We start from the raw sequence: 12,537 nt of genomic DNA, 5'->3' as shown, positions 1-12,537 counted from the left end.
TCTTCCCCGGCTGGCGATTTACATCCGCCGACACGGTCGCGGCGTTCGGCATGCACGGCGCGCTGCGGATCGGTCGGCCGCTGGAGGTCACGCCGCACAATCGCGGGGCCCTGTTCGATGCGCTGACGACTTTCACGGTCGATCTCGCGCGCGATGGAACCATTGTCGAAACCGGCCGCGGCGCCAATGTGCTCGGCGGGCCGTTGTCGGCCCTCCTCCACCTCGTGCAACTCCTTGAGCGCGATCCGCACAATCCGCCGCTATCGGCGGGTGAAATCGTGACCACCGGCACATTGACCCGCGCCTGTCCGGTCCGCGCCGGCGAAGTCTGGTCGACCCGATTATCGGGCATTCCGCTCGGGGGATTGTCGCTCCGCTTCGGCTGACTTCCGCCATACTGGTGCTAGACTTTCACGGACGCTGCGAGGCAGCGCCGCGCCGGTCGGGAGTCGTCATGGCAATCCTGCGCATTCTGCTGGCCGTCCTTGCGTTGTCCGCCGCGGCGACGGCCGCCCGCGCCGCCGAAGCCGTGGACCTTCTGCTGGTGCTCGCGGCGGACGTCTCGCGCAGCGTCGATCAACCAAAGTTCCAGTTGCAGCGCGATGGCTACGCGGCCGCGATCAACGATCCGCGGGTGATGAACGCGATCATGTCGGGCGCGACGCGCCGCATCGCGGTCTGCTTCGTCGAATGGTCGGGCGCCGGCGCGCAGAAAGTGGTGGTCGACTGGACCCTGATCGACGGCCCGGACGCCGCGCGCAAATTCTCCGATGCGCTGGTCGAGGCCCCGCGCTCCTTTGCCGATCGCACATCGATCTCCGGTGCGATCGATTTTTCCATGGACATGCTGGCGCGCGCGCCGTTCAGGGCGCCCCGCCGCACCGTCGATATTTCCGGCGACGGCACGCACAATTCCGGCCGCGGCCTGCTCGCGGCACGGGAGGATGCGCTGGCGACCGGGCTCACAATCAACGGGCTCGTGATCCTCAGCGAACATCCCCTTCCCTGGAATCCGGAGCACACCAACCCTCCCGGCGGACTCGCAAAATACTTCCAGGATAATGTCATCGGCGGTCCGGGCGCCTTCGTCGTCGTCGCCGAGAATTTCCAGTCCTTCGGTCAGGCGCTGATTTCGAAACTGGTCGCCGAGATCGCACTTGCGCCGTCTGCGGCGACGGGCGGACCTCACCCGCATCCGTGAGACATTTGGCTGCAGCCCTGCGGTGAAGTGCGTCGCGCTCCGCGCCAAAGCGCCAACGAGTCCAATCACCAAGCCTGTTGTTTCGAGCAATTCCAGTCTGCAACAGTCTGGAATCATTCCAACATATTGATCCGGAACGGGAATTTGGCTTGACGCGCCATGTTTTCAATCTCTTAGCTGCGTCAAACTCAACCGGGAGAGTACCGATGTCCAGGAGCCGCATGTTGGCCATGGCGGCCGCAAGCGCGATTAGCATCTGCCTGCCGAATCTTGCGTCGGCGCAGGGCGAAGTGAACGTCTACACCTATCGCGAGCAGAAGCTGATCCAGCCACTCCTCGATGCCTTCACCAAGGACACCGGCATCAAGGTGAATGTCGTCTCCGCCTCGTCAGGCCTCGAGCAACGCATCAAGACCGAAGGCGCCAACAGCCCGGCCGACGTCTTGCTGACCGTCGATATCGGCCGCCTGGAAGATGCGGTTCAGGGCGGCATCACGCAGCCGATCAAGTCCGATGTGATCGAAAAGGTGGTCCCGGCGCAATATCGCGACCCCGAAGGCCATTGGGTTGGCGTGTCGATGCGCGCGCGCGTGATCTATGCGTCGAAGGATCGCGTGAAGCAGGACGCCATCACCTATGAAGAGCTCGCCGATCCGAAATGGAAGGGCAAGATCTGCATCCGCTCCGGCCAGCATATCTACAACAACGCGCTGATCGCCGCGATGATCGTCAAGCACGGCGAAGCCAAGACCGAGGAATGGCTGAAGGGTCTGAAGGCCAATCTCGCACAGAAGCCGTCAGGCGGTGACCGCGAACAGGCGCGCGACGTCGCAGCCGGCAAATGCGACATCGGCATCGGCAACACCTATTACTGGGCGCTGATGACGCAGAATCCGAAGCAGAAGGAATGGGCCGACGCGACCAAGGTGATCCTGCCGACCTTCGCCGGCGGCGGCACCCATGTGAACGTGTCTGGCGTCGTGCTTGCCAAGAATGCACCCAACAAGGCAAACGCACTGAAGCTGATCGAATGGCTGACCGGGGACACCGCGCAGCACATGTATGCCGATCAGAACTACGAATATCCGGTCAAGGCCGGCATCAAGACCAACGACATCATTGCCGGCTACGGCAAGCTCAATCCGGACCCGATGCCACTGGCCAAGATCGCGGAAAAGAAGAAGGCCGCGGCCAATCTCGTCGACAAGGTCGGCTTCGACAACTGATCCAACCGCCGCGCGGCCCTGCGCGGCCAGAGCTGAAATGAACGACGGGTCTCCGCTTTTTGCGGAGGCCCCGCCTCGAGAGAACCGGCCCCGTGGCAAACGTCACCCTCACGCTGCCCGACCGGCTCCGCCGTTCTCACATCCTCGCCACATCTTTTCTGATCCTTTTGGCGGCCGCGGTTCTGTTGCCGCTGGCCAGCCTCGGCAGCGTTGCCTTGCGTGGTGACGCCGAGATCTGGCCGCATCTCGTCAACTACGTCATCCCGCGCGCGACCATCGAGACGGCATTACTGCTGGCTGGCGTCGCCGTGCTCACTGCGATCGCGGGCATCGGCACGGCATGGATCGTAACCGCCTATGACTTTACCGGGCGCAGCATTCTTGCCTGGCTGTTGCCGCTGCCCCTCGCCTTCCCGACCTACATCGTCGCCTATGTCTATGTCGACATATTCGACGCCGTCGGCCCGGTGCAGTCCGCGTTCCGCGCGCTGTTCGGATACCGGACCGCCGCGGAATACTGGTTTCCGTCAGTGCGCTCGCTGCCCGGAGCAATCCTCGTCTTCAGCTTCGTGCTGTATCCATACGTCTATCTCGCCGCCCGCGCGATGTTCCTGACCCAGAGCGCGTCGCTGATCGAGGTTGCGCGGACGCTGGGCGCGACACGCTTCATGCTGGCGCGCCATGTCGCATTGCCGCTGGCGCGTCCGGCGCTCGCGGTCGGCCTGTCGCTCGCTCTGCTCGAAACACTCAACGACATCGGCGCGAGCGAATATCTCGGCGTTCAGACCCTCACGCTGTCGATCTTCACCACCTGGATCAACCGATCGAGCCTGCCGGGCGCCGCGCAAATCGCCTGCACCATGCTCATCGTGGTGATCGCCCTGATGGCCCTGGAACGCCATGGCCGCCGTCATCGCCGCTTCGTCACGTCGCCACGACGTCACCGCACGGTGCCGAGAATGTCCTTGAGCGGTCGCAGCGCGCTATTGGCGTTCGTCGCCTGTTTCGTGCCGGTCGCCTTCGGTTTCGTCCTGCCGTTCTTCTATCTGACCTATGAAGTCCTCCTGCGCGGGCTCCTCACCGGGTTCGACCCCGATCTTCTGCGCTATACCGCCACCACCGTGACCCTGGCTGCGTCCGCCACCGCAATCGCAATCGTTCTCGGCTTGAGCGCAGCGATCGCCGTACGGATGGTGCGCGGGCAGATCGCCACCTTCAGCCTTATGATCGCCGGCCTCGGTTATGCCATTCCGGGGACGGTCCTGGCGCTCGGTCTTCTTTCGCCGCTCGTCGGCATCGACAACATCCTGAATGCATTGTCCCGCGCATTCGGAGGCCCGCATCTCGGGCTTGTCATTGCCGGCTCGAGCGCTGCGCTGGTCATTGCCTATGTGATCCGGTTCTTTGCCATCGCCACCGGCTCGGCGCAGGCCGGCCTTGCCCGCATCTCGACCGAGATCGACGATGTCGCGCGCACGCTCGGCACGCGACCGCCCGCGGTGGCCTGGTTGATCCATGTGCCGCTGACGCGCCCGGCGCTCGGCGGCGCGGCGCTCCTTGTGTTCGTCGATTGCCTGAAGGAATTGCCGGCGACGCTGCTGCTGCGGCCGCTCAATGTCGAGACGCTCTCGACCTACATCTATCAGTTCGCGACACGCGGAAGCTTCGAGGAAGGATCGCTCGCCGCGCTGATCATTGTCGCGGTCGGCATCCTGCCGGTGATCCACCTCACCCGCTTCTCGGAGATCGCGCCGGCGCCGATGCCGCCGTCGTCGCGCTGACGTTCAGTTGCCGAATAGCTTCATCTGGAAGACGTAGGTGAGGCCAAGCTTCGCCGTGAACTGGTCGGTGCTGCCCACCTGCGTAATCGGCGAATCCGCGGCGTCACCGATCAGCTTTTCGTAGATGAACTCGCCACGCACCGCCCATTGCGGCGCAAATTCGTAGCGCGCATTGAGCTCGGCGCCGACGCCCTTGAAGCCGCCGCCCGGCGCGTAAGCCGCGAGGAGTCCCGAGCGCGCCGATTCCGCCGGCGTCACGCCGAAATACGTTTCCATGTAATCGCGATTGGCAAAGCTGGCGCGCGGACCGATCGACCACAGGAAAACCGGGGACGCCCGGAAGATGAAATCGAGGCCGGTCTCGCCTACCACACCGTTATGCCCGGTGATGCCATAGCGAACCGCGACCCAGGGACGGATCCAATCGAATGTGTAACCGACCTTCGCACCAAGCTCGAGGGATGAGCTGACATCGTTCAGTCCGAACAATTCGGGATAGTCGGACGTCTTGCGCTTCGACTGCCAGTTGAACGACGGACCGAAGGACCAGCCGTAGATGTTGGCCTGCTTGCTGTGAACCACACCGAAGCCGGGCAGCTGCAGATAATGCAGGTCGAAGAACCCGGTCGGCCAAACCTCGTAATCCTTGGAGCCGGGATAAGCCGGCCGCACTTCCGCACCGGCGCCAAGCTCGATGATCAGGTCGTAGGGCTGCTGGACGACAACAGGCGCCTTTGCCTGCATCGGGGGAATATCCGCAGCGAATGCCGCGGAGCTGCCAAATGCCACCGTAGCAGCGAGAATTGCGCGCTTCATGAATTTCGAATCCCCGTCGGCAGTCCAGATGCCGTGCTGCCAACTTAGCAAGAAGCGCGTTAACGTATCGGTAAAATCCTACGCGGCGCAAAATTTGCGCAGGGTGTGGCATTTTTCGCCGTCAATGCATCCAGCGCTCGGGGGCGCGCTCGTCATACGGCCGCGGCTTGATCCTCATCCCGCGCAAGAACCCCAGCAGCATCAGACCGATGAAGCTGAGGCTGAATATAAGACCGATATTCTGCCACATGGCGACAAGGATGTTGGTGACCATCGAAAGCCTCCCTGTCTTTCAGTCGCACCCCTGAGCCCCTCGGTTCATGATGTGCATCTCGCAAGACCGGAATACCTGCTACGAGGTGTGGAGCCGCGGCCGGATAGGCTAGGCTAAGCGCCGCCACGTGATTTGCCCCCGGAGCGCCAATGTCCGACGAGAAAACGGTCCGCCGCATCCTGCACTTCAAATTCACGCTGCCCTCGGCGGATTCGGCGCAGCTTTTGAGCATGCTGAAAACCAGCAAGCCCTTCACCACGATCTTCGGCGAGGTGAATGTGCGCTTCCTGCAGAATGCGGACGACCGTGCCAAGATCTTGCAGATCGTCGAATACAACGCGCCGCGATCGATCGAGGCGAACCGGCAATCGCTGGCGTCCGACCCGCGGGTACAGGCCTATCTTCAGGTCTGGCGCTCCATGGCGCCGAATGTGGAGATGGACGTGTATCAGGAGTTGGAAGGCTAGGCGCCCGCAACGGCGCGCACCTCGTATCCTTCACTCGCCCTTATCGTTCGGTGAGAGGCGCCGCGGCGCGGCGGCCGGCATACGCGCGCTTGTAGAGCGTCAGAGCGACAATCAGCAGGCAGCACAGCGTGTTGGCTGAAAAGACGAGCGCCATCTTCATGTCGTTCACGACGACGATGGCGTAGAACACCGTTGAGACATTCGCCACGGCGAACATCAGCCAGGTTGCATAGGAGATGGCGGCAGCGTTGTCCTTGTCGCAAGCGACCCTGACGATTTGCGGAATATAGGCCAGCACACGCGCGATGTTGCAGATTGCGAAAAGCGCGATCGCGACGTCTGCTGTAAAGCTCATCAGGCGCACCGTACGCGAAGGGGTTGCGGCAATAGCTCCCCGGTTTCTGTTCGGGCGACAGGCTCTCGCGCCCCATCGGGGGAGTCGCTCATCTTGATCAAAAGGACGGCGGCGAACTGCGCGGCGATTAGCAGCGCAAATGCGAGCGCCTGCACCATCGGATTCCCCCTTTTTGAGTTGCAGACAATTCGTGACCGATGACGTTTCGCGTAGTAGAGTGAAAAAAGCAGTCCTCACTTGAGGACTGTCCCACAGTCCTCAAATGAGGATGGTGTGTGCGGCGGCTTCCAGGACGGGACTGCGGTTCGAACCGCCCCCCTGCGCCGCGCACCTCAAAATTTTGGATCGGAAGGGCGTCGAAAGGCGCCGTCTGTGTTTTTTTGGAACTGGAGATATTGGACCAAACTGATTGAAGCCGGAGGACGGATTGACGCAAAGTGCAGCCGCCTATCAGCGGCACGATCAATTGCTGGCGACGCTTGACCGGTTATATGACGCCGTCGCCGACCTGAAGAAATGGCCTGCCTTTCTCGAGAGCGCGACACGGCTGTTCGCGGCGCGCGGCGCTCAGATCGGACACACCGACCTGGTCAACAGCCGGCTGTCCTTCAGCATTGTGCATGGCTATGACTGGAGCCCTGCGCACATGCTTCGCTACGAAGAGCTGATGAGCGAAGATCCGCGGCTTCCTCATTTCAGCGCGAATCCCTTCAAGCCGCTCCATTGCAGAATGTTGGTGTCGGAAGAACAGCTTCACGCCTCGCGCGTCTATCAGGAGGTCCTGTCGGTCGGAGGCGTCGAATATTCACTCGGCGTGAATCTTGTCGAGGACACCCGGACCCTGACTTATTTTCTCGTACTGCGCGACCGGACGCAGTCACAGTTCACCGACGCCGACTGCGAACTGATGTCGGCCCTGATTCCGCATCTCGGCCGCGCGCTCAAACTGCAACGCGACCTCGGACTCGTTTCGGTCGAACGAAACGCCGCGTTCGACGCACTCGACAACATGGCGCTTGGCATCATCATTATCGATTCAGATGCACGGATTAAGTTCTCCAACGAAGCCGCGCGTCAGATCGCGGCTGCGCGCGACGGACTTCGCCTGACCGCGGGGCGGCTGGTCGTCGACGAAAGCGACGGCGACAGCATCAGAAAAAGGGCGCAACGGCTGATCAAGGCCGCGCTGTCCGGCCAGATGACCCCCGGTGAGGCCTTTGAGATTGCGCGACCGTCTGGCGGTGAGCCCTATACCGCCCTGATATCGGCGCTGGGCAACAGCCAGACCCGCGTCGGATGGAACACTCTCGATGAGCAATTCGCCATCGTCTATGTCCGCGATCCGTATCAGCCGGACGAAACGCGCGCCGAAATCCTTCAGCGCCTGTACGGATTGATGCCAAGCCAGGCGCGTCTCGCCGATCTGCTGGCCAGCGGCTATTCATTGAAGGACGCCGCACAAAAGCTCGGCATCACGATCTTCAGCGCGCGGCAATATCTCAAACTCATCTTTCAAAAAACATCGACGAACCGTCAGGCCGAATTGACACGGAAGGTTCTCCTGGTTCCGAATGCACCAAAGCGGCGCAACAAATCGCTGCCCGTGTAACGCATCGTTGCGCTGACACGCATCCACTCGTTTTCCGGCAGCATATCCTCGCTACGACTGCGGCTCCCGCAATGCGCGCGAAAGCCGCAGCGTAGCGGTCCGGTCAGTAATAGCGATAGCCGCCGTAATAGCCGCGGCCATAGCCGTAGTAACCGCGGCCATAGCCGTAATAGCCGCGTCCGTAGCCGCCGTAACCACCGTAGTAACCGCGGCCGTAATAGCCGCCGTAGCCGCGGTAGCCGTAGTAGTGGCGTTCTCGACCGGAGACACCTTCTCCGCCGCGAGCGCGCCGCCGATCAGCGGCGATGCCAATGCGGCTTGCGGAACCGTTGCAACGAACAAAGCGGCAGTCATGAAAGCGAGTGTCTTGCCATGCATTGAACCCTCCAAAGGTTCAGGCACGACGCCCCCAACGGGTTCGCCGTGCCGCAGCTTCCACCCGTGAGAATGATGATCCTTTAGGCCAAGCGTGGAAAGGCGATGTGGCTGCAGCCGCATCACGTTTCGTAACGGCCGCAGCCGGCATTGCCCGGATTCGCGAGGAAAACTGGAGGATCGCGCTACCTCCGCAGCTCCGCCAGCCCCTCGTAAAGCTTCAGCGCCTCGGGATTGGCCAGCGCTTCGGTGTTCTTGACCGGACGGCCATGCACCACGTCGCGCACCGCAAGCTCGGTGATCTTTCCCGACTTGGTGCGGGGGATATCCGCGACCTGAATGATCTTCGCCGGCACGTGGCGCGGTGACGCGCCGGTGCGGATCTTCTTCTTGATGGTCTCGCGCAAGGCATCGTCCAGCGTCACCCCGTCCATCAGCCGCACGAACAGGATGACGCGCACGTCGCCGTCGAAATCCTGACCGATCGCGATGGCTTCCAGCACTTCCGGGATCTGCTCGACCTGAGCGTAGATTTCCGCCGTACCGATCCGCACGCCACCCGGATTGAGCGTCGCGTCGGAACGGCCATGGATGATCATGCCGCCGTGCTTCGTCCATTCGGCGAAGTCGCCGTGGCACCACACATTCGGGAAGCGCTCGAAGTAAGCGGCGCGATATTTCTTGCCGTCCGGATCGTTCCAGAACATCACCGGCATCGACGCGAACGGCTTCACGCAGACGAGTTCGCCCTTCTCCTCGACGATGTGCTTGCCGTCGTCCGACCAGACATCGACGGCCATGCCGAGGCCGGCCGCCTGGATTTCACCGCGATAGACCGGCGCCGTCGGATCGCCGAGCACGAAGCAGGACACGATATCGGTCCCGCCCGAGATCGAGGCGAGATGAATATCTTTCTTGATGTCCGAATAGACGTAATCGAAGCTTTCGGCCGCGAGCGGCGAGCCGGTCGAGGTCATCACCCGCACCGAGGACAGGTCGTGCGTCTTTGCCGGTTGCACTCCGGCCTTCTTGCAGGCGTCGATATATTTGGCGGACGTGCCGAACAGCGTGATCTTCTCGTCCTGCGCATAGTCGAACAGCACGTCGGGCTTGGGCGCAAAGGGCGAGCCGTCCCACAGAATCAGCGTCGCGCCGGCGCCGATGCCCGACACCAGCCAGTTCCACATCATCCATCCGAGCGTCGTAAAATAGAAGACGCGGTCGCCCTCGCGCACATCGCTCTGCAGCCGATGCTCCTTGAGATGCTGCAACAGCGTGCCGCCGCCGCCATGCACGATGCATTTCGGCACGCCGGTCGTGCCCGAGGAATAAAGAATGTAGACGGGATGGTTGAACGGCACGCGGGTGAAGGTCACCGGCTTCGGGGCAAAGTCCTTCAGGAACGCATCGAGCGTCACCGCCCGTGGCACCTTCGCTGCGACCGCATCCGCGGTCTTGAGATAGGGAACGATGACCACCTTCTGCGCGGTGGGAAGCTGCCCCGCGATCGCGGTCAGCCGCTCGGTCAGGTCGATCGACTTGCCGTTGTACCAATAGCCATCGACCGCGATGAAGATCTTGGGCTCGATCTGGCCGAATCGGTCGAGCACCCCGCGTTCGCCGAAATCGGGGGAGCAGGAGGACCAGATCGCACCGAGCGAGGTCACCGCAAGCATCAGCCCGACGGATTCCGGCAGATTCGGCAGCATCGCGGCGACACGGTCGCCCTTGCCGATGCCCGCAGCGGCGAGTGCCTGCTGTGCGCGGGAGACGAAGGCATGCAGGTCAGCCCACGACCAGCGATAGGCCACCTTGTCCTCGCCGCGAAACACCAGCGCGTCGCCCGGGCCGGTCTTGCGCAGCAGGTTCTCGGCAAAATTGATCTGGCCGTCCGGGAAAAATTGCGCCCCCGGCATCTTGTCGCCGTCGATCAGCAGCCGAGCGCCCTTCTCGCCGATCACCCCGCAATAATCCCAGACCTGGTCCCAGAACAGGTCCGGATGAGCGACCGACCACGCATGGAGCTCCTTGTAGGACGAAAGCGAAAGGCCGTGCCGTGCATTGACCTGCCGCATAAAATCCATGACTTGGGTGCCGGCCGCGCGCTCCGCGCCCGGCGTCCATAGCGGTGTGTCACTCATCAATAAGTCCCCTCAGCGGCCGTTTGCCCATCCGCTCCATACACCAAAATAACGCAGGAGAACGTCTGGGGAAGCCTCTCGAAGGGCCACGAAAGCGTCACAGAGGAATGATCACTGGTTCCGGGTGCAAGGTTGCACCCTCGATCCTCTGGCCCCTATAGTTCGGGCACTTCGAACCGGAAAATATGACTTTGTCGGCGGTCACTGGCTTCAAACGCCTCGCTCTCGCGGTAGGCGCCCTGATCCTGTGCGTTTTTGGCGCGCTGGCGGTGGTGTCTTTCCTCGTGCCGAAGGATCAGGTGCGGGAAGCGGTGAAGTCCGAGATTCGGGCTGCGACCGGCCTCGACCCGCAACTGCGCGGCGATGTGTCGGTCTCCCTTTTCCCCTATGGCCAGGTCACGCTGACCGACGTCGCTCTCGGCGACGACAACGGCGAGCCGCCCCTGCAGGCCGCCCAGCTCGTGGCCCGTCTGAGCTTCCTGCCGCTTTTGATGGGGCGCATCGACATCGCCGACATCACCCTCGCGGCGCCCCGGATCGTGGTGTCGGTCGACGAGACCGGGACTTCCAATTGGCGGCTCCTGCTGCGTTCGCTGGAACGCGCGGCCGAACCCGAGGCGCCGAGTTTCTCCGAAATCCGAATCAAGAACGGCATGCTGGTGGTCCGGGACGCCCACCGGAACATCTACGAGTATGTCTCCGACGCCGATCTGTCGCTGGCCTGGCCCGCGATCTCCCGCAGCTTCGCGGTGACCGGCAGCGTGCGCTATCGCGGCGAGACGCTCGAAATCGGCGCGACGGTCGCCAATTTCGCCGCGGCCCTGCACGGCGAGCGGTCGGCGCTGAAGCTGCGCGTCGCCGGTGCGCCGCTCAAATTCACCTTCGATGGTGCGATGGCGACCCGGCCGACCCTGAAGATCGAGGGCGCTACTTCCGCCGATGCGCCATCACTGCGAAATGCGCTGGTCTGGCTCGGCAAGAAGCCGCTGCCCGGCGGCGGCTTCGAACGGCTGGCGCTGAAGGCGCAGACCAATCTCATCGGCGGCACGCTCGCCCTGTCCCAGGTCAATCTCGAGCTCGACGGCAATGTCGCCGAGGGGGTCCTGACCTTCGCCGCCGACGGCCGCCAGACCCTGCAAGGCACGCTGGCCGTCGATCAGCTTGATCTGACGCCCTATCTGTCGACCGTGCGGCTGCTCGCGTCGACCGAGCGCGAATGGAATCGCGCGCCCATCGACCTCGACGGGTTGGCGACCACCGATTTCGACCTGCGGCTGTCGGCCGGCAACGCCACGATCGGCTCCACTAGCCTCGGCCGCACCGCGATCGCGACCAATCTGCGCGCCGGCAAGCTGACCGTCACGATCGGAGAATCGCGCGGCTTCGGCGGGGTGATCCGCGGCAGCATCGGCCTTGCCCGGTCCGAGCAAGGCGCGACCTTCACCTCGCAACTGCAATTCGACAACATCAATCTGGAACGCTGTATCAGCGAGTTGTTCGGGCTGAAGCGGATCGAAGGCAAAGGCAGCCTCGCCGTTTCTCTGGAAGGGTCCGGGCCGAGCGTCTATGCGATCACCCGCACGCTCGACGGCGAGGCGACATTGACCGCCACCAAGGGCGCCCTGACCGGACTGAATGTCGAGCAATTACTGCGGCGGCTCGAGCGCAGGCCCTTGTCCAGCGGCAGCGAATACCGCAGCGGACGCACGCCCTTCGAGACGCTGTCGGTGCAGATGAAAATCGCCAAGGGCAACGTCACCGTGGACAGCGTGGACCTGCGCAGTCCCGCGGTGAAGCTCGCCATGGCCGGTGAGGCCTCGATCCCGGCCCGCGATCTCGACCTCAAGGGGACCGCAACTCTCGTCGCCGCCAGCGCCAATGCCAAGCCCTTCGAGCTGCCCTTCGCGGTGCAGGGACAGTGGGACGATCCGTTGCTGTTGCCCGATGCGCAGATTCTGATCCAGCGCTCGGGCGCGGCGGCGCCGCTCCTTGAATCGCTGCGCTCGCGTCGCGATGCCGCGCGCACCGCCCCCAATGCGCCGAGCGAACAGGCTCCCGCACCCGCTTTGAAGCTGAACCCGTCATCGGACGCGGCCACGCCGGCTGCGACGCCAACCGGGTCCACGGCGCCGCGACGCGAAGCGACCACGGTCCAGGACACCGAAAGCACGGCCCCCGTCGGCGCAGGCGGACCTCCCGAGCATGAAGCGGCGCCGGCAGTGGCGCCCAGCGCCGAGCCATCGGCCGCCGCGCCCGCAAAAGCCGAATAGTCTTACGGAAGTACGCGTCGCC

11 protein-coding genes and 1 pseudogene are annotated in these 12,537 nt (G+C 63.2%); 7 read left to right on the top strand and 5 right to left on the bottom strand.

Going from position 1 to position 12,537, the window contains the following annotated elements; all coding sequences use genetic code 11:
• The 4 genes and pseudogenes from VN004_RS16915 to VN004_RS16900 form a co-directional block, all read left to right on the top strand.
• Positions 1–386, top strand: a pseudogene (locus VN004_RS16915) (hydratase); the annotation flags it as partial.
• A 68-nt stretch (positions 387–454) separates the two neighbouring features.
• Complete coding sequence (locus tag VN004_RS16910) at positions 455–1,201, top strand: DUF1194 domain-containing protein (protein WP_325612456.1); 747 nt, start codon at positions 455–457, stop codon at positions 1,199–1,201.
• 206 nt (positions 1,202–1,407) lie between these two features.
• On the top strand, positions 1,408–2,427 hold the full coding sequence (locus tag VN004_RS16905; protein WP_325612454.1) for a Fe(3+) ABC transporter substrate-binding protein: 1,020 nt from the start codon (positions 1,408–1,410) through the stop codon (positions 2,425–2,427).
• Between the two features lie 92 nt (positions 2,428–2,519).
• A complete protein-coding gene (locus VN004_RS16900; protein ID WP_325612452.1) occupies positions 2,520–4,208 on the top strand; it encodes an iron ABC transporter permease in 1,689 nt (562 codons plus the stop codon).
• Between the two features lie 3 nt (positions 4,209–4,211).
• Here VN004_RS16900 and VN004_RS16895 read toward each other — a convergent pair whose 3' ends face one another.
• Together VN004_RS16895 and VN004_RS16890 are read right to left on the bottom strand one after the other, a co-directional pair.
• Entirely contained in the window at positions 4,212–5,024 is an 813-nt protein-coding gene (locus VN004_RS16895) for a MipA/OmpV family protein (protein WP_325612450.1), read from the bottom strand.
• 121 nt (positions 5,025–5,145) lie between these two features.
• A complete protein-coding gene (locus tag VN004_RS16890) occupies positions 5,146–5,298 on the bottom strand; it encodes a hypothetical protein (RefSeq protein WP_325612448.1) in 153 nt (50 codons plus the stop codon).
• A 149-nt stretch (positions 5,299–5,447) separates the two neighbouring features.
• Here VN004_RS16890 and VN004_RS16885 point away from each other — a divergent pair, with 149 nt between their 5' ends.
• Positions 5,448–5,765, top strand: a complete 318-nt coding sequence (locus tag VN004_RS16885) for a hypothetical protein (protein ID WP_325612445.1) — start codon at positions 5,448–5,450, stop codon at positions 5,763–5,765.
• Positions 5,766–5,805: 40 nt separating this feature from the next.
• Here VN004_RS16885 and VN004_RS16880 read toward each other — a convergent pair whose 3' ends face one another.
• A complete protein-coding gene (locus tag VN004_RS16880) occupies positions 5,806–6,120 on the bottom strand; it encodes a hypothetical protein (RefSeq protein WP_325612444.1) in 315 nt (104 codons plus the stop codon).
• Positions 6,121–6,547: 427 nt separating this feature from the next.
• Between VN004_RS16880 and VN004_RS16875 the strand changes: the two genes are divergently transcribed.
• Positions 6,548–7,729 (top strand): hypothetical protein, encoded by a 1,182-nt coding sequence (locus VN004_RS16875; RefSeq protein ID WP_325612440.1) that lies wholly within the window; start codon positions 6,548–6,550, stop codon positions 7,727–7,729.
• A gap of 51 nt (positions 7,730–7,780) precedes the next feature.
• Here the strand turns inward: VN004_RS16875 and VN004_RS16870 are convergent, their stop codons facing one another.
• Together VN004_RS16870 and VN004_RS16865 are read right to left on the bottom strand one after the other, a co-directional pair.
• Positions 7,781–8,107, bottom strand: a complete 327-nt coding sequence (locus tag VN004_RS16870; RefSeq protein ID WP_325612438.1) for a hypothetical protein — start codon at positions 8,105–8,107, stop codon at positions 7,781–7,783.
• A 182-nt stretch (positions 8,108–8,289) separates the two neighbouring features.
• A complete protein-coding gene (locus tag VN004_RS16865) occupies positions 8,290–10,245 on the bottom strand; it encodes an acetoacetate--CoA ligase (protein WP_325612437.1) in 1,956 nt (651 codons plus the stop codon).
• A gap of 185 nt (positions 10,246–10,430) precedes the next feature.
• On the opposite strand from VN004_RS16865, the gene VN004_RS16860 reads away from it, so the two are divergent.
• Complete coding sequence (locus VN004_RS16860; protein ID WP_325612435.1) at positions 10,431–12,515, top strand: AsmA family protein; 2,085 nt, start codon at positions 10,431–10,433, stop codon at positions 12,513–12,515.
• Positions 12,516–12,537: the final 22 nt, after the last annotated feature.

It is taken from the genome of Pseudorhodoplanes sp. (genome assembly GCF_035565855.1).
Taxonomy (GTDB): Bacteria; Pseudomonadota; Alphaproteobacteria; order Rhizobiales; family Xanthobacteraceae; genus Pseudorhodoplanes.
This window is presented reverse-complemented; position numbering and strand designations above follow the sequence as displayed.

Excerpts from the sequence above, each read along its gene's own strand:
- VN004_RS16910 (WP_325612456.1), top strand. The coding sequence starts at position 455 with ATGGCAATCCTGCGCATTCTGCTGGCCGTCCTTGCGTTGTCCGCCGCG.
- VN004_RS16905 (WP_325612454.1), top strand. The coding sequence starts at position 1,408 with ATGTCCAGGAGCCGCATGTTGGCCATGGCGGCCGCAAGCGCGATTAGC.
- VN004_RS16895 (WP_325612450.1), bottom strand. The coding sequence starts at position 5,024 with ATGAAGCGCGCAATTCTCGCTGCTACGGTGGCATTTGGCAGCTCCGCG.
- VN004_RS16890 (WP_325612448.1), bottom strand. The coding sequence starts at position 5,298 with ATGGTCACCAACATCCTTGTCGCCATGTGGCAGAATATCGGTCTTATA.
- VN004_RS16885 (WP_325612445.1), top strand. The coding sequence starts at position 5,448 with ATGTCCGACGAGAAAACGGTCCGCCGCATCCTGCACTTCAAATTCACG.
- VN004_RS16880 (WP_325612444.1), bottom strand. The coding sequence starts at position 6,120 with ATGAGCTTTACAGCAGACGTCGCGATCGCGCTTTTCGCAATCTGCAAC.
- VN004_RS16870 (WP_325612438.1), bottom strand. The coding sequence starts at position 8,107 with ATGCATGGCAAGACACTCGCTTTCATGACTGCCGCTTTGTTCGTTGCA.
- VN004_RS16865 (WP_325612437.1), bottom strand. The coding sequence starts at position 10,245 with ATGAGTGACACACCGCTATGGACGCCGGGCGCGGAGCGCGCGGCCGGC.
- VN004_RS16860 (WP_325612435.1), top strand. The coding sequence starts at position 10,431 with ATGACTTTGTCGGCGGTCACTGGCTTCAAACGCCTCGCTCTCGCGGTA.